16 protein-coding genes are annotated in these 22,165 nt (G+C 74.0%); 4 read left to right on the forward strand and 12 right to left on the reverse strand.

Annotated elements, in window-relative coordinates:
* Positions 1-41: 41 nt before the first annotated feature.
* From Cs7R123_RS25795 to Cs7R123_RS25815, 5 genes are all read right to left on the reverse strand, one after another.
* The gene (locus Cs7R123_RS25795) at positions 42-692 is read right to left on the reverse strand and encodes a hypothetical protein (protein WP_212830290.1); all 651 of its coding nucleotides are present in this window, start codon (positions 690-692) and stop codon (positions 42-44) included.
* Positions 689-1,891: a hypothetical protein gene (locus tag Cs7R123_RS25800; protein WP_212830291.1), complete on the reverse strand. Its 1,203-nt coding sequence runs from the start codon at positions 1,889-1,891 to the stop codon at positions 689-691. Before Cs7R123_RS25800 ends, Cs7R123_RS25795 begins: the two co-directional genes overlap by 4 nt.
* A gap of 170 nt (positions 1,892-2,061) precedes the next feature.
* Positions 2,062-4,452, reverse strand: a complete 2,391-nt coding sequence (locus Cs7R123_RS25805; protein ID WP_212830292.1) for a discoidin domain-containing protein — start codon at positions 4,450-4,452, stop codon at positions 2,062-2,064.
* Between the two features lie 317 nt (positions 4,453-4,769).
* Positions 4,770-5,177: an ASCH domain-containing protein gene (locus Cs7R123_RS25810; RefSeq protein ID WP_212830293.1), complete on the reverse strand. Its 408-nt coding sequence runs from the start codon at positions 5,175-5,177 to the stop codon at positions 4,770-4,772.
* A 27-nt stretch (positions 5,178-5,204) separates the two neighbouring features.
* On the reverse strand, positions 5,205-6,164 hold the full coding sequence (locus Cs7R123_RS25815) for a TIGR03557 family F420-dependent LLM class oxidoreductase (protein ID WP_212830294.1): 960 nt from the start codon (positions 6,162-6,164) through the stop codon (positions 5,205-5,207).
* 66 nt (positions 6,165-6,230) lie between these two features.
* Here Cs7R123_RS25815 and Cs7R123_RS25820 point away from each other — a divergent pair, with 66 nt between their 5' ends.
* From Cs7R123_RS25820 to Cs7R123_RS25835, 4 genes are all read left to right on the forward strand, one after another.
* The gene (locus Cs7R123_RS25820; protein ID WP_212830295.1) at positions 6,231-7,148 is read left to right on the forward strand and encodes an aminoglycoside phosphotransferase family protein; all 918 of its coding nucleotides are present in this window, start codon (positions 6,231-6,233) and stop codon (positions 7,146-7,148) included.
* Positions 7,149-7,220: 72 nt separating this feature from the next.
* Positions 7,221-8,354: a sensor histidine kinase gene (locus Cs7R123_RS25825; RefSeq protein WP_244872145.1), complete on the forward strand. Its 1,134-nt coding sequence runs from the start codon at positions 7,221-7,223 to the stop codon at positions 8,352-8,354.
* Entirely contained in the window at positions 8,351-9,028 is a 678-nt protein-coding gene (locus tag Cs7R123_RS25830; RefSeq protein WP_212830296.1) for a response regulator transcription factor, read from the forward strand. Before Cs7R123_RS25825 ends, Cs7R123_RS25830 begins: the two co-directional genes overlap by 4 nt.
* Before the next feature lie 96 nt (positions 9,029-9,124).
* Positions 9,125-9,808, forward strand: a complete 684-nt coding sequence (locus tag Cs7R123_RS25835; RefSeq protein WP_212830297.1) for a DUF2306 domain-containing protein — start codon at positions 9,125-9,127, stop codon at positions 9,806-9,808.
* On the opposite strand, the gene fes is transcribed toward Cs7R123_RS25835, so the two are convergent.
* From fes to Cs7R123_RS25870, 7 genes are all read right to left on the reverse strand, one after another.
* Entirely contained in the window at positions 9,798-10,937 is a 1,140-nt protein-coding gene (gene fes / locus Cs7R123_RS25840) for an enterochelin esterase (RefSeq protein ID WP_212830298.1), read from the reverse strand. The two genes, Cs7R123_RS25835 and fes, sit on opposite strands and share 11 nt — an antisense overlap.
* A gap of 49 nt (positions 10,938-10,986) precedes the next feature.
* Complete coding sequence (locus Cs7R123_RS25845; RefSeq protein ID WP_212830299.1) at positions 10,987-13,941, reverse strand: amino acid adenylation domain-containing protein; 2,955 nt, start codon at positions 13,939-13,941, stop codon at positions 10,987-10,989.
* Positions 13,938-16,916 carry an AMP-binding protein gene (locus tag Cs7R123_RS25850; RefSeq protein WP_244872464.1) on the reverse strand — a complete coding sequence of 993 codons (2,979 nt, stop codon included), beginning with the start codon at positions 16,914-16,916 and terminating at the stop codon, positions 13,938-13,940. Before Cs7R123_RS25850 ends, Cs7R123_RS25845 begins: the two co-directional genes overlap by 4 nt.
* 6 nt (positions 16,917-16,922) lie before the next feature.
* Complete coding sequence (locus tag Cs7R123_RS25855; protein WP_212830301.1) at positions 16,923-18,173, reverse strand: SGNH/GDSL hydrolase family protein; 1,251 nt, start codon at positions 18,171-18,173, stop codon at positions 16,923-16,925.
* A gap of 190 nt (positions 18,174-18,363) precedes the next feature.
* On the reverse strand, positions 18,364-19,575 hold the full coding sequence (locus Cs7R123_RS25860) for a macrolide family glycosyltransferase (RefSeq protein WP_212830302.1): 1,212 nt from the start codon (positions 19,573-19,575) through the stop codon (positions 18,364-18,366).
* Positions 19,572-20,879 (reverse strand): condensation domain-containing protein, encoded by a 1,308-nt coding sequence (locus Cs7R123_RS25865; RefSeq protein ID WP_212830303.1) that lies wholly within the window; start codon positions 20,877-20,879, stop codon positions 19,572-19,574. Before Cs7R123_RS25865 ends, Cs7R123_RS25860 begins: the two co-directional genes overlap by 4 nt.
* Positions 20,879-22,009, reverse strand: coding sequence for a cytochrome P450 (locus Cs7R123_RS25870; protein ID WP_244872146.1), 1,131 nt, complete (start codon positions 22,007-22,009; stop codon positions 20,879-20,881). The genes Cs7R123_RS25865 and Cs7R123_RS25870 overlap by 1 nt, the downstream gene beginning before the upstream one ends.
* Positions 22,010-22,165 lie beyond the last annotated feature (156 nt).

Genomic DNA, 22,165 nt, shown 5'->3' on the forward strand with positions numbered 1-22,165 from the left:
GGCGCCACCCGATCATGATGGCGGACCGCCGGGTTCGCCGCTCAGGCCGGGGCGCTCTCGACCCCGGACGGTGCGGCCGGCGCCTGCGCGGGCACGTCGCGGGCCTGCTCGATCAGCGGGATGCCGCGCTCACCGGTCTTCACCTCGTACGGCAGCGCGAAGTGCCGCTCGCTGTGGGCCACCTGGACGTCTGCCTGCGGACGGGTGCTGCGGACGCGGAGCCGGGCGCTGATCCTGCCCTCGCCGCCGCCCAGGTGCGTCAGCCGTCCGGCCGCGACGGTCGCCGTGAGCGCGGTGACCTCCAGTTCCGCGTCGGCCACCACGGTCAGCGTGGTCAGCGTCCTGCCGTCGACGACGACGTCGAGCTCGGTCTCGTACTCCCACGGCAGCGCGTAGGTCTTGACGACGACCTGCTCGCTGGTGCCCGGGGCGGCGTGGGTGCGGTGCGCGGCGGCGAGCAGCGCCGAGCGGGTGCGCCACGCGCCGACCAGCACGTCGCTGAGCTCGACGTCGAGCAGCTCGGCCACCCGGGTCATCACGGCGCGGGCCACGGTCAGCGCCGGGAGCTCCCCGGCGGCGGGCAGCGCGCCGACGCCGACGAGCTGCTCGGCGGCCTGCTCGACCTTGCCGGCCGCCTCGCCCGCCCGACCGCCGACGACGTCGCCGAACAGCAGTTCCCGAACGGTCGTCACAGGCTCTCCCGAAATCCGTCGAGGCGGTATCCACTACGCCCCGAGCGCACCACGACCTCGACGCTGACGCCCGCCGCCGGTCTGGTCCGGTCGCGGCGCAGCAGCCGCCACAGCGCCAGCGCCGCCAGCAGGAGCAGCAGCAGCACGCCCAGCCCGATCAGCGGCGGCAGGTCCAGGCCGGTGCGGTTCGGCAGGGTGATGGCCGGGTCGCCGGTGGCCGGGACCGGTTCCGGGGCGGCGGACACGCACACGGCGCTGATCCGGACCGTGATCGGGGCGTCGGTCGGCGCGTCGCCGCGTACGGCCACGGTCCAGCCGCGCCGGGCGACCGGGTCCAGCAGCGTGGCGACCTGCACCGCCGTGTCGCCGGGCAGGTCGCCTTCGAGCAGCTGGTAACCGCCGCCGGTCAGGGTCAGGTCGGCGGGGCACGTCGCGCCGGCGGTGCCGGAGCGGGGCACCACGCAGGTCGGGGCGAAGATGAGGTCGCCGCCGGTGCACACCTGCGCGGCCTTGTCCAGGCCCAGGTCGACGAGGACCGTCTCGGCTCTGGCCTTCGGACCGGCCAGGCACACCGCGTACGCGGTGACGGTGGCGCGCGCCTTCACGTCGGGGTCGCCCGGGGTGAGGCGCACGTCCAGGGTCCAGTCCGTGTCGCCGGAGGGGAAGCTGCCGTGTACGGCCGCGCCGCCGAGCTGCGGCGTCCACTCCGACCGGAAGCCGCCGCCGGTGCGTACCGTGCCGTCCGGACAGGCCACTGCCAGCGCGAACACCTGGTCGGCGCGGGTCTCGGTGGCGGCGGCGGCCGAGCCGCGCCCCTCGCCGCCGGTCAGGCACGCGGCGGTGACCTGGAGGCGTTGCACCTCTTTGCCGAGGTTGGCCACCGCGACGGTCCAGGCGGTCGGCCGGGCGCCCGCGGGCACCGGCTGGCCCTGCTCGTCGGAGGGGTAGCTGCCCAGCACTTCGACGAACGGGCTGAACCCGGCCCAGCCACCGCTGACGAGCTCCTCGCCCGGACCGCAGGCCGCCGTGAACAGGCGAGGTGCGCGGGTGGGGCCGAACTCGGTGTTCAGCTGGTGCAGCACCGTGGTGCCGAGGCGGGCGGCAGCGGTCGCGGCGGCTGCCGGGGCTGCGCCGCCGAGCGCGGTCAGCAGCGCCGCGAGCAGGGCCGCGGCAGCTCGGGGGAGGGCGTGGGTGCGCATCGCGCTCAGGGTCGCACGGGTGCGCGAGCCGCGCTGTCGACCGGCTGACAGCGGCGGCTCGCTCCCCGTGTTTCCACTGACGCTGGCCTATCCAGAGGACGGATTCGTCCAGGGCGTCCTCTGGATAGGCCAGCGTCAATGCTAGGCGAAATGGAGCGGGGACGGGCGGGTCAGGAGGCGTAGATCTCGTACTCCGACAGCTGGGCCGCGGGCCAGCCCGTGTTGCCGTAGAAGTAGGCGCGCACGTACCGGCGGGCGCCGGCCGTGAACGTCATGGTCACCTGGTTGCCCGTGGCCGGGTTGAACACGAACCCGGCCTGCGCCACGAGCGTCGTCCAGGTCGTACCGTCGTTGCTGGCCTGGATCGCGATCGTCTGAGTGCGCTGCCCCCACGCCGCGGGCGGCGGCACCTTCAGCACGATCCGGCTGATCGACGTCGCCGCCTGCAGGTCGACCTGGATCCACTGCGGGAACGCGTTGTTGACGCTCTCCCAGTACGTGTTGGGGTCGCCGTCGGTGGCGTTCTGCGGCACGTAGTTCTGCACGTAGCTGCTGGCCGTGGTGGGCTTGCTCTTGGCCAGGTTGGTGTTGGGCGCGGCGCTGGTCGTCGCGCTGACCGTGTTGGACTGCCCCGACACGTTGCCCGCGGCGTCCTGCGCGGCGACGGTGTAGCTGTAGGTGGTCGACGGGTTGAGGCCGGTGACCGTTAACGACGTCGCGGCCGTCGAGGCGACCACGGCCCCGTTCTGGCGGATCTGGTATCCGGTGACGCCGACGTTGTCGGTGGCCGCGTTCCAGGCCAGCGAGACGCTGTTGGACGTCTGGCCGGTGACGCGGAGGTTGGCCGGGGCGCTGGGCGCCTGGGTGTCGCCCTGCGGGGCGGTGCCGTACACCTCCAGCGTGGACACCTGCGCGGCCGTCCAGCCGGTGTTGGCGGTGATGTTGATCCGCACGTACCGGGTGGTGGTCGTCGGGACGGCGACGGTCACCGTGTTGGCCTGGCCGGGGTCGAACGAGTACTGCGCCGAGTTCACCAGGGTGGTGAACGTGCCGCCGTCGGTGCTGCCCTGCACGGACAGGGTCTGGTAGCGCTGGCCCCAGCCCGTCGGGAGCTTGAGCACGACCCGGCTGACGGTCGAGGCCGCGCCCAGGTCGACCTGGAGCCACTGCGGGAACGTGCCGTTGGCGCTCTCCCAGTAGGTGGCCTGGTTGCCGTCGACGGCGTTGCCGGTGCCGAAGCCGCCGTTGCTGCTGCTGGCCGAGGTGGTCTTGCCCCGGGCGAGGTCGGAGTCGACGGGCGGCTGCCCGCCCACGACCGGCTGCGTCGGCCGGGTCGCGGTCAGCGCGAGCTGGCCCTTGAGCATCTTGCCGCCGTCGGCGGTGATGCGCAGGTAGTAGTCCGACGAGCAGACCGTGCCGTCCTCGTCGAGGGTGACGAAGCTGGTCCCGGCCGGGATCATGGAGGCGTTCTCGGCCGTCTTGGCGATCTGGTTGCCCTCGTTGTACTCGTCGAACATCGAGATGTAGATGCCCTGGCAGCCCAGGCGGATCATGTTGTAGAAGTGCCGCCAGTAGAAGTCGCCGTGCGCGCGGGCGTGCGACGACAGGTCGCCGGGCATGACGCACGGCTGGTAGTCGATGCCGCGGCTGTTGCACTCGGCCTGGTCGGCGAGGTTGACGTTGTTGTAGAACCAGTCCAGGCCCGCGACGTCGCCGGTGCGGCCGACCATCCACGGCGAGATCATGTGGAACGCCGTGTACACGTCGAAGTACCCGGCCCGGGAGTCGTTGATGCCCTGCCGCCAGTAGGTCGGCACGCCGCCGATGACGTAGCAGCCCTGGGCCTTGAACCAGTTGATGACGTCCAGGCAGGGTGCGGGGGCGAACGGGCGGCCGGCGTCGTTGAAGCCGAAGCCCCAGATGCAGACGACAGGCTTGCCGTTCTGGCGGGCGTACGCCGTCGACGACGTGTACGCCGACATCTTGTTCGTCCAGTCGGCCTTGATCTCCGACTGCATGTTGGTCCAGTTGGTGACGTCGTACATGATGTAGAACTTGCGGCCGGAGGCCTCGGCGGCGGTGCGGACCTTGGCCGTCATCGCGTCGCGGATCGGGCCCTCGCCGCCGGTCGGGTTGAACCGCTGGAGCGCGGCGGTGTCGCAGCCGTACTGCTGCATCCACTGGAAGTGGATGTTGACGGTCGACTGGTCGAAGTGCGAGAACAGCTTGGCGGGCTGGCCGCTGTTCAGGTTGTTGAACGCCGTCTGGTACGACGTCGGGTAGTCGCGCATGTCCGGCCAGGACACGATCGAGTTGTTGCCCGGCGACGGCGGCTGGCCCCAGTTGTTGGCCCAGTGCCACCAGCCGTTGAGGGGCGAGCCGTCGCCGATGGCGGCGAACCAGCCCTGATACCCGACGGTGATCTTGCCGACGACGTCGCCGACCGGGCTCGCGGCGGCGGCCGGGGCGGCGGTGGCCGCGAGCAGCTCCCCCGTCGCGGCGGCCGCGAGGGCGGAGCCTGCCGCCGTGGAGGCGATCAGCCTCCGGCGTGAGATTGCCATGCCATTCCCTTCCATCACACATGCCGGTGTGACGGAGGGCGGGCGGTGCGGGCATGGAGGCGGAGTCGACCGTGGCACCGGGACGGAGGCGCACGGGCGACAGGGCGGTCGCCTCGATGCCCAGGGGTCACCCTCCGTCGCCGGACGGGTGTCCGGCACCGAACGGGCGGCGAGCGGGACCGCGGTCCCCGGGCGGGGATTGGCTAGACCCTATGTCCACGAACGAGGCACAGCAAGATATCGACAGAAACATTTCCTAAATCAACTTGTAACCCCGCCAGTTCCGTGCAACGGGCATGCAAGTTTGCGGTCTGCGGCTACCTGCTGCCGTCGTTCCCGATGACGCGCAGCCACAGGCACACCACCTCGGTGTCGTCGTCCACCTGGTACCCCTCGCGCTCCCAGTACGCGCGATGTGCCCGCGCCCAGTGCTCCACACTGGTGAAGCCCTCACCCTCGGCCTGCGCGAACTCCCAGGTCACCTCCGCGAACGGGACCAGCTCCACCCGCGTGATCTCGACGATCGCCAGCACCCGGCCGCCGTCGCCGAGCAGCGCCTCGCGCTCGCCGACGTGGTCCAGCTGCTCCTGCTCGGCGCGATACTCCGCGAGCAGGCCCGCGGTCGCGGTCTTCGTCCCGGCCAGCACCAGGCCGCTGAGCCGTTCGCGCAGCTCACCCGGCGTGCCCAGCTCCATGCCGCGCAGCTCACCAACCCTGGGAAACATGCCTCCAGCCTAGGGGCGGACGACCGGTCACAGCCGCCTAAGTTCGGGCAGCAGTTCCTTCTCCGCAACATGGAGGAAATCCGCCTGCGTATCGCCGCCGATCTGTACGACGGCCACGTCGGTGAAGCCCGCGTCGACGAACCTGCGCACCGCCGCGACGTGCCGGTCGAGGTCCGGGCCGCACGGGATCTGCGCGGCGACGTCTTCGGGACTGGTCGACCGGGCGGCGGCGTGGAACGAGCGCGGGTGCGGCAGTTCGGCCATCACGTGCCAGCCCAGGTTGAACCAGCGGAACTGCTCGTGCGCGATCCGGGCGCACTCGCGCTCGTCGGGTCCGTAGCACAGCGCCACCTGCCCGTAGCAGGGGCCGCGGCCGCCCGCGGCACGGTACAGCTCGATCAGTCTCGGGTCGGGCTGTACCGCGACCAGCGCGTCGGCGTGCCTCGCGGCCAGCTCGCAGGACGAGCGGCCCGACACCGCGACCCCGATCGGCACCGGCTGCTCCGGCAGGTCCCACAGCCGGGCCTCGGGCACGTCGAAGTACTCGCCGCTGTGGTGGACCGTCTTGCCCTCCAGCAGCGGCCGGATGATCTCCAGCGCCTCGTCGAGCATGTGGTGGCGCTGCGTGGTGTGCGGCCAGCCGCCGACGACGTGCTCGTTGAGGTTCTCCCCCGCCCCGAGCCCGAGCGAGAACCGGCCACCGGACATGACCCCGACCGTCGCCGCCTTCTGCGCCACCACGGCCGGGTGGTACCGCTGGATCGGGCAGGTCACGAACGACATCAGCCCGATCCGGTCGGTGGCGTACGCGGCCGCGCCCAGCACCGCCCACGCGTACGGGGCGTGGCCCTGTTCGGGCAGCCAGGGATAGTAGTGGTCGGAGCAGACGGCGAAGTCGAAACCGGCCGCTTCGGCGCGTACCGCGTCGTCGACGAGGTCGCGCGGACCGCGCTGCTCGCACATGAGCGTGTATCCGATGTTGGCCATGGCCTGGTCAGTACCCCCGCGACCGCCGGGGCACACCTGGCCGCCCGGTTCGGGCATCATGAACCGGTGATCTCCGTGCCCGACGTCGCCCCCGACGAGCTCGACCGCTGGTGCCGCCGGTGGCTGTCGGCGGGCGTGGCCGAACCCCTGTTCGCCTCCGGCCACCTGTCCCGCGTGTACGGACTGCGCCTGACCGACGGCCGGGAGGTCGTGGTGAAGGTCCGGGCCGACCAGCCCCGCCTGGCCGGGTGCGCCGACGTGCAGGCCGCACTGTGGTCGGCCGGGCTGCCGTGCCCGCGCCCGCTCGTCGGCCCCGCCCCGCTCGGCGCGTACACCGCCAGCGCCGAGGCGCACCTGCCCGGCGGCGACCTGCTCGGCCCGGTCGACGGCGCGGCCGAGCGCTACGCGGGCCTGCTGGCCCGGTTCATCGCCCTGGCCCCGGCCCCGGACGCGGTGCGCCCGCTGTCGCCCAACCCGCCGTGGACGGCGTGGGACCGCGAGCCCGGCGCAGGGCTGTGGCCGACCCCGGACGACCGCGACGCCGACCTGAACGCCCACCCCGGCCCGGCCTGGCTCGACGAGGTCGGCGCCCGGGTCGTGCGGCGCCTGGCCGACGCGCCCGGCCCGGTGGTGGTCGGGCACGCCGACTGGGAGGCGCAGAACCTGCGCTGGCACGACGGGCAGCCGGTGGTGCACGACTGGGACAGCGCCGCCGCCGCGCCCGAGGCGGTGCTCGTCGGCATGGCCGCCTCGGTGTGGCCGTGCGGGGCGGTGCCCCGGGCGGCGACGGTCGCCGAGTCGTGGGCGTTCCTGACCGCGTACCAGGACGCGGCCGGGCGGCTGTTCAGCGCGGCCGAGGTCGAGGTGAGCTGGGCCGCCGGGCTGTGGGTGTACGCGTTCAACACCAAGAAGGCCAGCCTGGACGGCCACTCCTGGCTCGACCCGGCCGAGGCCGCTGAACGGCTGGCGCTCGCCGGAGCCTGATCTGTCAGTGCGGGGAATCCGGTCGTACTTTGGGCCGATCTGGTCGGACGGCGCCGTTCGTACCATGGGGCCGTGCGCCATCTGATCCGCTCGCTGTGGCACGAGCCGAGCCCCGACCTGCCCCCACCCCGTCCCGGACGCGACCGGGCCCTGATCGGCGCGCTGCTGGCCGCGATCGCGCTGGAGGCGGCGCTGCACGCCACCCTGCCGGACCGGCTGCCCGCGCTGCTGCTGACGATCGGGCTGCTGCCGACGCTGCTGTGGCGGCGCCGCCGCCCGCTGCTGATGGTCGCGATCGCGTTCACGGTGACCACGGTCGCGCCGCTGTTCGGCGACGGGACCAAGGCCGAACTGGTCACCACGGTCTACCTGCTGGCGCTGCCGTACTGCCTGTTCCGGTGGGGGTCGGGTCGCGACGTGGTCCTGGGCACACCGGTCATCGGGGCCGCGGTCGGGATCTCGTACGCGCTGGGTGAGATGAGCCTGGGCGACACGATCGGCTGCGTGGCCGTGGCGATGGCGGCGTTCGCGCTCGGCACGGCGCTGCGGTTCCGGGCTCGGGTCCGGCAGCGGGAGCTGGAGCAGGTGGCGCTGAAGCAGCGTGAGGAGCTGGCCCGCGACCTGCACGACACCGTGGCGCATCACGTCTCGGCGATGGCGATCCGGGCTCAGGCGGGCCTGGCGATGGCGGGCACGCGGCCGGAGGCGGCCGTCGACGCGCTGCGGGTGATCGAGGCCGAGGCGGGCCGGGCGCTGACGGAACTGCGCTCGATGGTGCGGGTGCTGCGACGCGACGAGCCGGCCGGGTTCGACCCGCAGCCGCAGATCCGCGACCTGGCCCGGCTCGCCGGGCGGTCCGGCACCGGACCGGTCGTGGACGTGCGGCTGGCCGGTGAGCTGGGCGGACTGCCGTCGGCGGTGGACACCGCCGTCTACCGGCTGGCGCAGGAGTCGCTGACCAACGCGCTGCGCCACGCCCGGCACGCGACCCAGGTGACCGTCAGTGTGACCGCCGACGGGAGCACCGTGCAGCTGTCGGTCAGCGACGACGGCCGGGCCGCGGCGGACCCGGCCGGGTCGGGCTACGGCCTGCGGGGTATGTACGAGCGCGCGCGCCTGCTGGGCGGCACCTGCACGGCCGGTCCCGGCCCGGTGCAGGGCTGGCTGGTGACGGCGAGCCTGCCCCGGAACGCCCCGGCCGCATGACCGAGCCGACTATCCGCGTCCTGGTCGCCGACGACCAGGAGATCGTCCGCACCGGCCTGGTCATGATCCTCGGCACGCAGCCCGGCATCGAGGTCGTCGGCGAGGCCGCCGACGGCCAGGCGGCGGTGGAACTGGCCGCGCGGCTGCGCCCCGACGTGTGCCTGCTGGACATCCGCATGCCGCGCCTGGACGGCATCGAGGCCACCCGCCGCATGGGCGCCCTGCTGCACCCGCCACCGGCCGTCGTGGTCATCACCACCTTCGACCTCGACGAGTACGTCTATGCGGCCCTGCGCGCGGGGGCGCGTGGTTTCCTGCTCAAGGACGCCGGGCCCGCGCTGCTGGCGCAGGCGGTCCGGGCGGCGGCGAGCGGCGACGCGCTGATCGCCCCCAGCGTCACCGTGCGGCTGCTGCGCGCCTTCGCCGAGTCCGCGCCGGGGGCCCCGGCCCAGCAGCCGATCGAGCCGCTCACCGACCGCGAGGAGCAGGTCCTCGCGGCGGTGGCGCGGGGGCGGACCAATCAGGAGATCGGTGCGGACCTGTACATCAGCCTGAGCACCGTCAAGACCCACATCGCCAGCCTGATGGCCAAGCTCGGGTCCCGCAACCGGGTCGAGATCGCGATCTGGGCGTACGAGACCGGCCGGATCAGGCACGGGCGGCCGGGAGACTGACCGGCCGAAAGTACGCCCGATTGCGCCGTACCGGCGGCGCGCGGTCCGGGCCCGCGGGACGATGAACCGCGCCGCCCGGATCGCCACGATCGTCGCATGACGACTTCCCCTCCCCGCCCCCGCAAGCGCCAGTGGCCCGTCCCGACCGGGCTGGTCCTGCTCACCCTGGTCCCGGCGGCCGGGGGCGCGTCCCGGATCGCCCAACTGCTCGGCGGCGCCGAGGTGACCCAGGAGAACGCGCGCTTCTTCGACGCGCCCGTGCCCGTGCTGGTCCACATCGTCACCGCGACCGCGTTCTGCCTGCTGGGTGCGTTCCAGTTCGTGCCCCGGCTGCGACAGCGCCGCACCGGCTGGCACCGGGCCGCCGGGCGGATCGCGGCGCCGCTGGGGCTGCTCGTGGCGCTGTCCGGGCTCTGGATGACGGTGTGGTATCCCGACGCCCCCGGCGACGGCCTGCCGCTGCGCGTGATGCGGCTGGTGGTCGGCACGCTGATGGCCGCCGCGATCGTGCTCGGGTTCGCCGCCGCCCGGCGGCGCGACTTCCGGGCCCACGGCGTGTGGATGATGCGCGGCTACGCGATCGGGCAGGGCGCGGGCACGCAGGTGTTCACCCACGTGCCGTGGCTGCTGCTGGTGGGCGTGCCGTCCGGCTGGACCCGGGCCATGCTGATGGCCGCCGGGTGGCTGGTCAACATGGCCGTGGTCGAGTGGTACGTGCACCGGCGGCGGACCCGGCGCCCGCTCGTGCCCGCCGCCGAACCGGCACCGGTCAGGGGTTGAGCAGCGCGATCAGGCCGGTGGGCAGGCCCGCGCGCCAGCAGGCCAGGTCGTGGCCGCCGTGGTACTCGGTGTATTCCAGCCGGTAGCCCCGGGCGCGCAGGACGTCGCGCAGCACGCGGTTGGAGCCGAGGATGCGGGGCTGCTCGGTCAGGCCCACCTCCTGGTAGATCCGCACCGGCACCGGGTCGTCGGCGCCGAACCGCGTGATCAGGGGCCGCTCGGCGAAGTCGCCGGCGCCGGAGCCGGGGATGCCGTCGGCTCCGGCGTCCGGCCACCAGAACGAGCCCGACTGCGACAGCACCAGGCCGAAGCGGTGCGGGGCGTGCAGCCCCGCGTACGCGGCCAGCAGGCCGCCGAAGCTCTGCCCGGCCACGACCGTGCGGGCCGGGTCGGCGGTGACCCGCCAGCGCTCCCCCACCCAGGGCAGCAGCTCGTCGAGCAGGAACCGCAGGTAGCGCGGATGGTCGGTCAGCTCGGCGGTGCGGGTGTCGGTGTCCAGCGCGTCTACCATCACCGCCACCACGGGCGGGATCGCGCCCTCGGCGAGCAGGTTGTCCAGCATCGCCGGCAGCCCGCAGTGCGACCAGTCGTCGCCGTCGAACAGCACCACGACGGGCAGGTCGTCCAGGTCGGCGTAGCCGGGTGGGGTGTAGGTCCAGATCCGGCGGGTCGTGCCGAGCAGCTCGCTGGTGTGCGGCTGCTCGGTGAGCGTCCCGGCCGCGACGCCGTCGCGGGGTGCCAGCCACGGTTCGGGCGGGGCGTCGGGCAGGGCGATGACGGGGCGCAGCGTCTGGTCGTAGGCCACCGGGCCGACCGTGTCCGGATGGGACGGATCGCCCTGCGCCGCCGCGTTGAGGTCCGCCCACTCCTGCGCGGTCAGCCGGCGCCCGCCCAGCGGCACCGGCGACGGGCAGAACACGTACGTGCTCCGGTAGTCCGAGCGCAGCCGCAGCGTCAGCCGCCACACGCCGTCGTCGTGCCGCGACATCAGCAGCGGGCTCAGGTCGCCGCTGACGTAGTGCTGGTAGGAGACGGTGTTCAGGCGCAGGAACACGTCCGCCGCGCCGTCACCGGCCCAGCTGAACGTGACCTGGCGGTACGCGGGATCTGGGTCGGCCTCGACCTGCATGGCACAGCCTCCGGGTTCGGCGACGGGTCCCACAGGGTATCGACTTACGTCACCCTCTGTCTGTCCCGGTCGCCGCGTCCGCTCCAGCGGCCGCCACGACGCCGTTGATGGTCGGGGTGTCGAAGAAGACGTGCAGCGGCAGGTCCACGCCGAGGCGCTGGCGTAGCCGGGCGGCGATCTTCGTGACGGTCAGCGAGTGGCCGCCGAGGTCGAACAGGTCGTCGTCGGGGCCGAACTCGCCGTGGCCCAGCACCTCGCGCCAGATCTCGTACACCTGGAGGGACAGGCCGGTGAAGGCGCGCGGGCTGGCCTGCGGGGTGAGCACGGTCCCGGCCAGGCCGGCCAGCGCGGCCCGGTCCAGCTTGCCGTTGGCGTTGCGCGGCAGCTCGTCGACGCGGACGAACGACGCGGGCACCAGGTGCGCGGGCAGCTGCTCGGCCAGCTGCTCCCGCAGCCGCCCCGGCGCCGGATCGCCCACCAGGTACGCCACCAGCCCGTCGCCGTCCACGGCCACGGCCGCGTCGGCCACCGACGGCAGCGCCCGCAGGTGCGCCTCGACCTCGCCCGGCTCGATCCGGTAGCCGCGCACCTTCACCTGCTCGTCCAGCCGCCCGTGGAACTCCAGGCTGCCGTCGGGCAGGTGCCGGACCCGGTCGCCGGTGCGGTAGAGCCGGCCCCAGGCGGTCTCGGCGAACCGGGCCGCGGTCAGCTCGGGCCGGTCCAGATACCCGCGGGCCACTCCGGCGCCGCCGAGGCACAGCTCGCCGACGACGCCCTCGGGCACCGGGCGCAGCCCGGCGTCCAGGACGTACACGGTGGTGTTGGCCAGGGGGCGGCCGATGGTGACCGGGGCGCCCTCGACGATCTCGGCGGCGGTGGACCAGACCGTGGTCTCGGTGGGGCCGTACAGGTTGACCAGCCGCAGCGATCGTTTGCGCACCTCGACCGCGACGGGCTCGGGCAGCGCCTCCGCGCCGGAGAACGCGGTGACGTGCGGCTCGTCGTAGCCCGCGTCGACCAGCCGCCGCCACGTCGACGGCGTCAGGTGCGCGTGGGTGACCCGCTGCTCGCGCAGCAGCGCCAGCAGGCGCTGGCCGTCGCGGGACTGCTCGGCGGTGGCCAGCACGGTGGTGCCGCCGGTGACCAGCGGCAGCCACAGCTCCGGCACCGACATGTCGAACGCCGCCGGGGCCACGGCCAGCCACACGTCGCCAGGCCCGGTCGGGGCGACCTCGGGCAGGGCGTGCATCAGGTTCACCACGTTGGCGTGGGTGACCTGCACGCCCTTGGGCCGCCCGGTCGAGCCGGAGGTGTAGATGACATAGCACAGGTCGGGGTCGATCCGCCGGGGCTCCGCCTGCGGGCCGGTGATCACGACCGGACCGTCCGGGGCGGACACCAGGGCGGCCGGGCGGGCGTCGGCGAGCAGGTCGGCGCGGCGCGCGGCCGGGTGCTCGGGGTCCAGCGGCAGGTACGCCGCGCCCGTACGCAGCACCCCGAGCAGTGCGGGCAGCAGGTGCGAGGCGCGCGGCAGGCAGACCGCGACCAGGTCGCCGGGGCCGACGCCGCGCGACGCCAGCTCCGCCGCGACCGCCGCCGCCTCGGTGTCGAGCTGGGCGTAGGTGAGGGTGCGGTCGGCGGCCACCACGGCGACGGTGTCCGGCGCGGCGGCGACCTGCGCGGCGACGAGGCCGGTCAGGGTCGCGGCCAGGTCCAGCTCGCGGGCGGTGTCGTTCCAGTCGTGCAGCAGCCGGGCGCGCTCGTCGGGGGCGAGCAGGTCGAGGTCGTGCCGTGGCGCGCCGGGGGTGCGGGCGAAGCCGTCGAGCAGCGCGCGCAGGTGCCCGGCGACGCGCTCGGCGTCGCGGCGGTCCAGCCGGGCCGGGTCGTAGTGCAGGCGCAGCGGCAGCGCGGTCGCGGCCGGGTCGTCGAGCAGTTGCAGGTGCAGGGCGTTGCGGGAGGCGTGGTGGTGTGCGGTCCAGTCGACGTGGGCGGTGAGCCCGGCGAAGTCGGGTTCCGGCCGGGTACGGCGGCGGTAGCTGATCGAGACCGGGGTCAGCGCGGCCCGGGGGCTGAGGCCGGGCACGGCCCGGGACAGGGGCACGATGCGCAGGGGGTACGCCTCGCGCAGCAGCCCGCGCACCCGGGTGACCTGGTCGGCGGGGGTGCCGTGGTCGTCGGCGCCGGTCGCGGGGACGGCCACCGGCAGCTCGTTGACGAACAGGCCCACGGTGCCGTGCGCGTCGCGGGGGCGGGTGCCGAGGTCGACGCTGACCGCCGGGGCGGGGTCGCCGTACCGGTCGAGCAGGGTGAGCAGGCCCGACAGCACCACCTCGAACACGGTCGCGCCGAGCCGCTGCGCCAGCGCGCGCAGCGCCACGGCGTCCAGTTCGGACTGCACGGTGGTGCCGGGGGTGGCCGCCGCGCCGCCGCGGCCGCGCAGGCCCGGCAGGCTCGGCTCGCCGGGCGGCGCGTACGCCGACGCCCAGTGCCCGGCCGCCGCCTCGACGAGCTGCTCGACCTGCGCGGCCGCGGTGAACTCGGTGAACGCCGCGACCGGTGCCGCCGCGCGGCCGGAGTACGCGTCGGCCAGGTCGGCGAGCAGGATCTCCTTGGACTCCCCGTCGAAGACGAGGTGGTGCGCCACGATCAGCAGCAGGTGCCGTTCGGGCGCGAGCGGGACGAGGGTGAACCGCACCAGCGGCCCGGCCGCCAGGTCGAACGGGGCGAGCACGGCGTCGCGCACGAACGCCGCCTCGTCGGCCGGGCGCGGCACGACGGCCAGCTCCGGCGGGCAGGCGGCGGGCACCAGCCGCACCTGGCCGCCGTCCTCGGCGAACGCGCTGCCCAGCACCGGCTGCCGGGCGACCACGGCGGCGACGGCGGCCGCGAGCCGGTCGGGGTCGAGCGGGCCGTCCAGCCGCACCGGCAGTGGCATGTGGTAGGCCGTGCCGGCCAGTCCCAGGCGTTCGGTCAGCCACATACCGTGCTGTGCGGGGGTGCTCATCGCTGCTCCTCGTGCGTTGGTGACTGCGGATCGAGCTCGCCGACCGCCGCCGCCAGCAGGGCGGTCACGCTGTCGGCGAGTTCGTCCATATTGGATCGCTCGAACGTGTGATGATTCCACAGCAGGTGTGCCGCGACCCTGCCGTCCGGGTGCTGCACCACCGCGAGTTCGGGTGCCTGGAGGTCGGGTTCGCCGCCGGGGGTGGGCCAGTCGGCGTCCAGCGCCCGGGGCAGGTCGAACGCCTCCGACTCCAGGCCGGGGAAGTGCGCCTGCCCGGCCCAGCTCTCCACCCGCAGCCAGGCCGCGCCGGGGTGCCTGAGGTAGAACTCGACGAACGGGTAGTGCTGGTGGTCCAGGGCCGCCAGCGCCGTGGCCCGGGTGCGGCGCAGCAGCTCGCGGGGGCCGGGTGTGCCGGAGGTGTCCACGCGCAGCAGCAGGGACTGGCTCAGGCAGCCGATCAGCGCCTCGCTGCCGGGCAGGGTGCGGCCGGGCACGGGCGACATCATCACGATGTCGTCGGTGCCGGTGCGTTCGGCCAGCGCCGCCGCCCAGCACGAGGCGATCAGCATGAACGGGGTGGCGCCGTGCGCGGCGGCGGCCCGGTGCAGGCCGTCGACCAGGGCGGGGTCGAGGGTCCATTCGAGCTGGGCGCTGCGCAGCCGGGTCGCGGTCCGGCGCCCGGCGAACGGCACCAGGTTGGCGGGCGCGCCGTCGAGGACCCGGTGCCAGTGCGGCAGCGTGGTCTGCCAGCGGTCCCGGGTGTACGCGACGAAGTCCCGCACCGTCAGCGCGGGCGCCGGCGGCAGCCCCGCCCCGGTCCGCAGCGCGGAGTACGCCAGCCCGAGCTCGTGCAGCAGCACCCCCATCGACGCCCCGTCGAAGACCAGGTGGTGCACGGCGAGCCCGAGCACGTGGTCGTCGTCGGCGACGCTGGCGACCATGGCCCGGACCAGCGGCCCGTGCCCGGTGTCGAAGCGGCCCTCCCGGTCCTCGCGGCACAGCTGCCCGGCGTGCTCGACGTCGCGGGCCCGCGCCCGGGTCACCACGGGCGGGCAGTGCGCCAGCACCCGCGCCACGTCCCGGTCGAACACCGTACGCAGCGACTCGTGCCGTCCGATCACCTCGGTCAGGGCGCGTTCGAGCAGGTCGGGGTCGAGCTGGTCGCGTACGCGGATGCCGATGCTGATCGGGCCGACGTCGCGGGGCTCGCCGGTGGCCCACATCCAGGCCAGCATGCTCTCCTGGGTGGAGCTGAGCGGCACGCCGTCGCCCGGCGCCGCGGCGTCGCGCCGCGACGGTGCCAGCTCGGCCAGCCGGGCCGCCTGCGCCGCGAGCACCGGGCTGTCGAAGACCAGCGAGACCGGCACGTCGACGCCCAGGCGGGCGGTGGCGGCGGCGGCCAGCCGGGTGGCCCGCATCGAGTCGCCGCCGAGGGCGAAGAAGTCGTCGCCGACGCCGATCTCGCCGCCGCCGAGCACGTCGCGCCACAGCCCGGCCAGCGCCGACTCGGCTTCGGTGCGCGGGGCGACCCGGGCCGGGCGCTGGGCGAACAGTTCCCGCAGCGCGCCCTTGAGCACCTTGCCGGTGGCGTTGCGGGGCAGCTCGGGCACGGTCAGGATGCGGGTCGGCAGCTCGTACGCGGCCAGCCGCTCGGCGAGGAAGGTGCGCAGGTCACCGGTGGCGCCGGGGTCGCGCAGGACGACGGCGGCGGCCACGGTGGCGCCCAGGACCGGGTGCGGCAGGCCGAGGGCGGCGGCGGTGACGACCTGCGGGTGCTCGTGCAGCGCCGCCTCGACGCGCAGCGTGGACACCCGCCACGCCCCGGCGTTGATCAGGTCGGATTCGCGGTCGACCAGGTACAGGTAGCCGTCGGGGTCGAGGTAGCCGAGGTCGCCCATGCGCACCCAGCCGTCGCGGAAGGTGGCGGCGGTCGCGGCGGCGTCACCGTGGTACGCGCGGGCGGTGTCCCCGGCGCGCAGCCACACCTCACCGGTCTCGCCCGGGGCGGCCGCAGTCCCTTCGGCGGTGAGGATGCGCAGGTCGGCGCCGCCGGCCGGGCGGCCCACGGAGGCGGGGCGGTCGGCGTCGAACACCATGCTGGTGTGCGCGGGCGCGGCCTCGGTGGAGGTGTAGTTGTTCACGATCACGGCCTCGGGCAGCGCCGCGGCCAGCGCCTTGGCGATCGCGGGCGGCAGCGCGGCGGCAGTGCACGAGACCAGTTCCACGAAGCCCAGGCCGTCGCGGTCCAACACCCCGGCTTCGAGCAGCCCGGTGGCCATCGCGGGCACCAGGAACAGCGAACCGGCGCGGTGTTCGGTGGCGGCGCGGGCGTAGTCGCCGGCGTCGAAGGCGGGCAGCACGACCATGGTCGGATGCGCGACCAGTGCCATGACCAGCATCGTCTGCGCGGCGTTGGTGCCCAGCGGGAACGCGTGCACGGCGTGGCGGGAGTGCCGCAGCGGCGGCCGGGCCGGGTCGAGCCCGAAGGTGAGGTTGCCGTGGCTCGCGGCGACGCCCTTGGGCGTGCCGGTGGTGCCGGAGGTGTAGATGATCTGCGCGACGTGTCCGGCGTCGACGGTCACCGGTGGTGGATCGGTGCGGCCGGTGTCCAGGTCGGACAGCGGCCAGCCGCCGGAGCCGACGGTCGCGGTGACGCCCGCGTGCTCGTGCAGTTCACGAAGGCGGGACTCGGGCAGCGTCGCCGACAGGGGCACGGCGACCGCGCCGATGCCGGTCACGGCCGCGTACGCGACCGCGTAGTCGAGCCAGCCGGAGCCGTCGAAGACCAGGGCGACCCGGTCGCCGGGCCGTACGCCCCGGTCGAGCAGCCCGTGCGCGACCGAGTGCGACCGGGCCAGCCACCGGGACGCGGTGAGCTCCGCCCCCTGCCCGGTGCCGTCCACCAGCCGCAGGGCGGCGTGGTCGGGGCGGGCCGCCGCGCGGGCGGCCAGGAGTCCGGGCAGGGTGCGGAGCATGGTCACCTACAGCAGCCAGAGCGGGACGGCCGCGGCGATGGCGGCGGCGCCCGCGTCGTTCGGGTGGATGTGGTCGCCGCTGTCGTACGCGGGCAGCAGCTTGGTCGGCGCGGCTGGGTCGCGCACGAGCTGGTCGAAGTCGATCAGCCCGTCGAAGGCGTCGCTGCCGCGCAGCCACGTGTTGACGGCCTGCCGGGTGGCCTCCTTGTCGGCGGTCCACGACGAGTAGCCCTCGAACGGCCCGACGGTGGCCACGACCACCCGTACGCCACGCGCCTTGGCCTGCACGGCGAGCTGACGCAGGCCGTCGGTGATCCGGGCGGCCGGGTCGTTGAAGAAGCTGATGTCGTTGACGCCGAGCTGCACGACGACGGTGCGCACGCCCGGCTGGGCGAGCACGTCGTAGTCGAGACGGGCCAGTGCGCTCTCGCCCAGGGCGGGCGAGTTGAGGGTGATGCCGTCCCGGGTGACCTCGTTGCCCGCCAGGCTCACGTTGATCACGCCGGGGTCGCCCAGCGCGGGGAACGTGCTGGTGATGCGGTTGGCGAGCTGGTCGGTCCAGCGGCTGTTGGCGCCGAAGGTGGCGCCGGAGCCGTCGCTGACGGAGTCGCCGAGCACGACCACGGTTCCCAGGCCGGTCTTGGTCTGCACCTCGACCCCGGCCAGGTAGAAGAAGTCGTTGTACGTCGCCGCGGGAGCGGCGCCGGTCTCGTCGGCGGCGTGGTCGCCGGCGTAGACGTACGAGGCCTGCCGGGCGGTCCAGTGCCAGGAGGCGGGGCCGGTGGCGGTGGGCAGGTACATGGTGACGGCGAGCTCGGAGACCGCGTCGACGGTCAGGTCGACCGGGTCGCTGAGGACGTCGGCACCCTTGTAGACGGTCGTCGAGGCGCTGCCGCCGAAGGTGACCTCACGCAGGCTGCCCGGCTTCAGCTGGGCGGACCCGGCGGTGGCGGGCAGGCCGACGGTGACGTGGCCGATGGACAGCGGCTGGGTGCCGTACGCGTTGGTGAAACGCAGCCGGACCTTCTCGCCGCCCAGCGAGATCCGCACGACCTGGCGGATCGACTGGTCGTTGAAACCGGCCAGGGAGCTGCCGGTGTTGCCGAGGCTGGCAGCGGTCAACGCGGTGCCCCAGGTGCCCACCCAGCGCGCGGGCAGGCCGCCCGACGCTGGTCCGGCCCCGCCCACCACAGTGGACGCCAGCAGACCCAGGGTGGCGGCGCCGATGAGGGCGCGCCGCCGGAAAACAGTGATCACGTGTGGAACCTCCAGAGATTCCATGAGGGGGTGGCGATCTGCCGCCGTGACGCGCTCACGATGCCAGCAATGAGTAAAGTTCCTTACATACAAATCTGTGGTGAAATATGCCGGTTCGGTGGATATAAATTGGCCCATCGATCAATCAGGCGAACGGGCCGCCCGGGGGGCATCCGGGCGGCCCGCCGGCCTATCCGCCTCCGGCCCCTTCGACCGGTAGGCAGGCTTCGATGACGTCGGCGGCGCGCACGGCGCCCCCGGCCGTCAGCAGGTGTGCGCGCATCGCGGCGATCCCGGCCGCCACCTGCGGATCCACCGCGACCCGGGCGACGGTGGCGCGCAGCAGCTCAGGGGTCAGGGCGTGCACGTCGAGCACAGCCCCGATGCCGGTGTCGGCGACGCGGGCGGCGTTGACGTCCTGTTCGAGGGTGCGGGCGATGGCCACCTGTGGCACGCCCGCCTGCACGCCCTCCATCAGCCCTCCCATACCCGCGTGGGAGACGAACACCTTGGCGTGCTCCAGCACCGCCAGCTGCGGCACCGAGGCGACCACGGACACGTTGGCCGGGGCGGGGCCGAGGTCGGCCGGGTCGAGCCGCTTTCCGATCGGCAGCACCACGTGCCAGTCCGTGCCCGCGAACGCCTCGAACACCAGCCGGTAGAAGTCGGGCCAGCGGTTGTTGAGGGTGCCCAGCGACACCAGCGCCACCGGCGATCCGTCGGCGGGCGGCTGCCACAGCCCGTCCCCGGCGCGCGGGACGGTGCACGGGCCGACGAAGCTGTACGCGTCGCCGAAACTGTCCCCGGCGAACTGGAACTCGCGGGGGAAGAAGGCCAGGTGGTGGGCGACCTGAGGGCTGAGGAACAGCTGCGGGCCGTGCCCGCCCAGGCCCCGCTCGGCCAGGAACTTGTCGGCGCGTACGGCGAACTCGGCCAGCGTCGGATGGGTGCCGTCGATGTGGACGACCTCGCCGATGGACCACTGCGGCGCCGACACCATCATCGGCCACAGCTGGATCGACGGGACGCCGTGCGCCAGCGCCAGCAGGTGGCCCGCGAACGCGATCCGGTCGAACAGCACCAGGTCCGGCGGGTCGGCGGCGAAGGCGGGCTCCAGTTGCGGCAGCGTCGCCTCGGCCTCGGTGAGGAAGTTGAGCATGCTGCGCCCGACGTGCTCCTCGCGGGCCGGAGCGCGCAGGTCCGGGTCGGTGTCGCCGGGCCGGGTCGACCGGTACGGCACCACCCGCGCCCCCGCCGCGCGCACGTACGCCTCGCGGTCGGGGGTCGCGGTGTAGCTGACCAGGTGCCCGCGCCGGACCAGTTCCCTGACCACCCCAAGCGTCGGGAACAGATGGCCCAGCGCGGGCACGTTGAAGAAGGCGATGTGCCGCCGTCCGGTCACCGGCCACCCCCGCCGAACACGGGTTGGTCGGCGTCGGCGGCCATCGCCCGCAGCACCGTGGCGAACTGCTCCGCCATGGCCGCCGCCGTCTCGGGCCGGAACAGTCCGGTGTCGTAGCGCAGCGTGATGTCCAGTCCGGACGGACCGCGCCAGGTGTCCAGCACCAGGTCGTGCAGGATCTGCGGGGCCCCGGCGCCGAACGGCCGCCAGTCCAGGCCGGGCTCGGCCGGGCCCGCGGTCTGGGTGTGCAGCGCGAAGATGACCTGGAAGACCTGGGTGCGCGACGGATCGCGGGGCGGGTCCACCGCGGCCACGACCTGCCCGAACGGCACCGACTGGCGCCCCAGCCCGGCGATGGTCACCGCGCGGACCCGGGCCAGCAGCTGCGCGAAGGTCGGCGCGCCGGACAGGTCGGCGCGCAGCGCGATCATGTTGCCGAACAGGCCGACCGCGTCCTCGGTCTCCACCAGCAGCCGCCCGGACACGGGCGTGCCGACGCAGAGGTCGTCCTGCCCGGACCGCCGGGCCAGCACCACCAGCAGCGCCGTCAGCAGCACCATGTACGGCGTGGCGCGCTGCGCGCGGGCCAGGCGGTCGACGGCGTCGGCGTGCACGGGGTCCAACCGCAGGTCGACCTGGTCGGCGCGGGTGCTCTTGACCGGCGGCCGCGGGAAGTCGCACGGCAGCTCCAGCACGGGCACCCCGGACAGCTGCTCCACCCAGTACGCCAGGTCGCCGCCGGCGGCCTCGGACAACTGCCAGGCGGCGAAGTCGGCGTAGCCGATGGGCGGGTCGGGCAGGGCGGCGCCCCGGTAGAGCGCGGCGACCTCACGGGCGATCACCATCGCGGACTCGCCGTCGGCGAGCAGGTGGTGCACGGCCAGGCACCACACGTGGTCGTCGTCGGCCAGCCGGATCAGCACGGAGCGGACCAGCCGCCCGCCGTCGAGGTCGAGCAGCGCGCCGGTGAGCTGCCCGACCAGTTCCTGGGCGCGCGCCTGCCCGTCGGGCGCGCCGGACAGGTCGGCCAGTTCCGTCCCGGTGCCGCCGGGCGGGGCGATGACCTGCGTCGGGCCGTCGGCGCCGAGGGCGAAGGTGGTGCGCAGCGCGTCATGGCGGTCGCACACGGCCGCGACCGCGGCGGTGAACGCGGGCACGTCCAGCGGCCCGGAGATGCGGTTGGCGACGGCCACGATGGGCGAGGCCGTGCCCGGGTACGCGGTGCACAGGTGCCACATCCGGCGCTGGAGCAGCGACAGGGGCGCGGTGGTGACGGCGTCGGCGCGACGTGGGATGACCTGCATCAGTCCACCCGGATCGGCAGGTGGTCGTGGCCCCGGAACATGTACTGCGTCTGCGGCGCGGGCTGCCCGGCCAGGCGCAGCCCCGGCAGCCGCTCGAACAGGGCCGGGAAGGCGATGGCGCCCTCCATCCGGGTCATGGTCGCGCCCAGGCAGTAGTGCCCGCCGAGGCTGAAGCTGAGGCTCGACCCGCCCGCCACGCGGTCGGGGTCGAAGGCGTCCGGGTTCGCGAAGTGGCGCGGGTCGCGGTTGGCGGCGCCGAGCAGCACCAGCAGCGTGTCCCCGGCGCGCACCGGGTGGCCGCCGACCTCGGTGTCGGCCACGGCGTAGCGGATGGTGAACTGCACCGGCGGCTCCAGGCGCAGGATCTCCTCCACGATCGCCGGGACCTGCTCGGGGCGGGTGGTGACGCGCTCGCGCAGGTGCGGGTGCTCCAGCAGCAGCCGCAGCCCGTTGCCGAACATGTGCGTGGTGGTGACGAACCCGGCGTTGTACGTCGTGATCAGGTTCGCGACCAGCTCGTCGAAGCTCAGCCGCCCCGGCGACTCGGTCTGGACCCGGACCAGCTCGCTGGCCAGGTCGTCGCGCGGGTCGTCGCGGCGGCGGCGCACCAGGTCGGTGAAGTACTCGGTCAGCTCGGCGGCGGCGACGTCGGCACGGGCCAGGTTCGACCACGTGTTGCCGTCGAGCTCGAAGATCGCACCGATGGCGGTCACCCGGGGGCGGCACCAGTCGCGGTCGGCCTCCGGCACCCCGAGCAGGTCGCCGACGATGCGGCTGGGCACGTCGTAGGCGAACTCGGCCATGAAGTCGAGCACGGCGCCGTCGGCCCCGGCCAGGGCCAGGTGCTCGACGCGGTCGTGGATGAGCTTGGTCATCTCGGGTTCGAGCGTGGCGATGCGGCGGGCGGTGAAGAACGAGGCGATGACGCGCCGCATCCGGGTGTGCTCGGGGCCGTCGCTGAAGAACAGGGAGTCGCGCAGCGTACGCAGGCACGCGTGCTCGCGCCAGCGGGGCCGGTTGCGGTCGAGGTAGTCGATGTCGATCTGCCGGAAGCCGCCGTCGCGCAGCACGTGGGCCACCGCGTCGTGGCCGTGCACGGCCAGCGCGTAGCCGTCACGGCGCGGGTTCATGGGACTGGCGTCACCCGCGTCGTGCAATCGTGCATATATCCGGAATGGATCCAACCGGCCTTCCGGGCTGAGCAGTGCTTGCAACTCCATCGACGACCACCCGTCTCAACGGCTGCGCGGCATCTGTACCTGTACAACTATTAGCATGCTTTACCG

This window comes from Catellatospora sp. TT07R-123, from assembly GCF_018327705.1.
Taxonomy (GTDB): domain Bacteria; phylum Actinomycetota; class Actinomycetes; order Mycobacteriales; family Micromonosporaceae; genus Catellatospora.

Excerpts from the sequence above, each read along its gene's own strand:
- Cs7R123_RS25845 (WP_212830299.1), bottom strand. The coding sequence starts at position 13,941 with ATGAGCACCCCCGCACAGCACGGTATGTGGCTGACCGAACGCCTGGGA.
- Cs7R123_RS25805 (WP_212830292.1), bottom strand. The coding sequence starts at position 4,452 with ATGGCAATCTCACGCCGGAGGCTGATCGCCTCCACGGCGGCAGGCTCC.
- Cs7R123_RS25870 (WP_244872146.1), bottom strand. The coding sequence starts at position 22,009 with ATGAACCCGCGCCGTGACGGCTACGCGCTGGCCGTGCACGGCCACGAC.
- Cs7R123_RS25850 (WP_244872464.1), bottom strand. The coding sequence starts at position 16,916 with ATGCTCCGCACCCTGCCCGGACTCCTGGCCGCCCGCGCGGCGGCCCGC.
- Cs7R123_RS25815 (WP_212830294.1), bottom strand. The coding sequence starts at position 6,164 with ATGGCCAACATCGGATACACGCTCATGTGCGAGCAGCGCGGTCCGCGC.
- Cs7R123_RS25865 (WP_212830303.1), bottom strand. The coding sequence starts at position 20,879 with ATGCAGGTCATCCCACGTCGCGCCGACGCCGTCACCACCGCGCCCCTG.
- Cs7R123_RS25835 (WP_212830297.1), top strand. The coding sequence starts at position 9,125 with ATGACGACTTCCCCTCCCCGCCCCCGCAAGCGCCAGTGGCCCGTCCCG.
- Cs7R123_RS25830 (WP_212830296.1), top strand. The coding sequence starts at position 8,351 with ATGACCGAGCCGACTATCCGCGTCCTGGTCGCCGACGACCAGGAGATC.
- Cs7R123_RS25800 (WP_212830291.1), bottom strand. The coding sequence starts at position 1,891 with ATGCGCACCCACGCCCTCCCCCGAGCTGCCGCGGCCCTGCTCGCGGCG.
- Cs7R123_RS25810 (WP_212830293.1), bottom strand. The coding sequence starts at position 5,177 with ATGTTTCCCAGGGTTGGTGAGCTGCGCGGCATGGAGCTGGGCACGCCG.
- fes (WP_212830298.1), bottom strand. The coding sequence starts at position 10,937 with ATGCAGGTCGAGGCCGACCCAGATCCCGCGTACCGCCAGGTCACGTTC.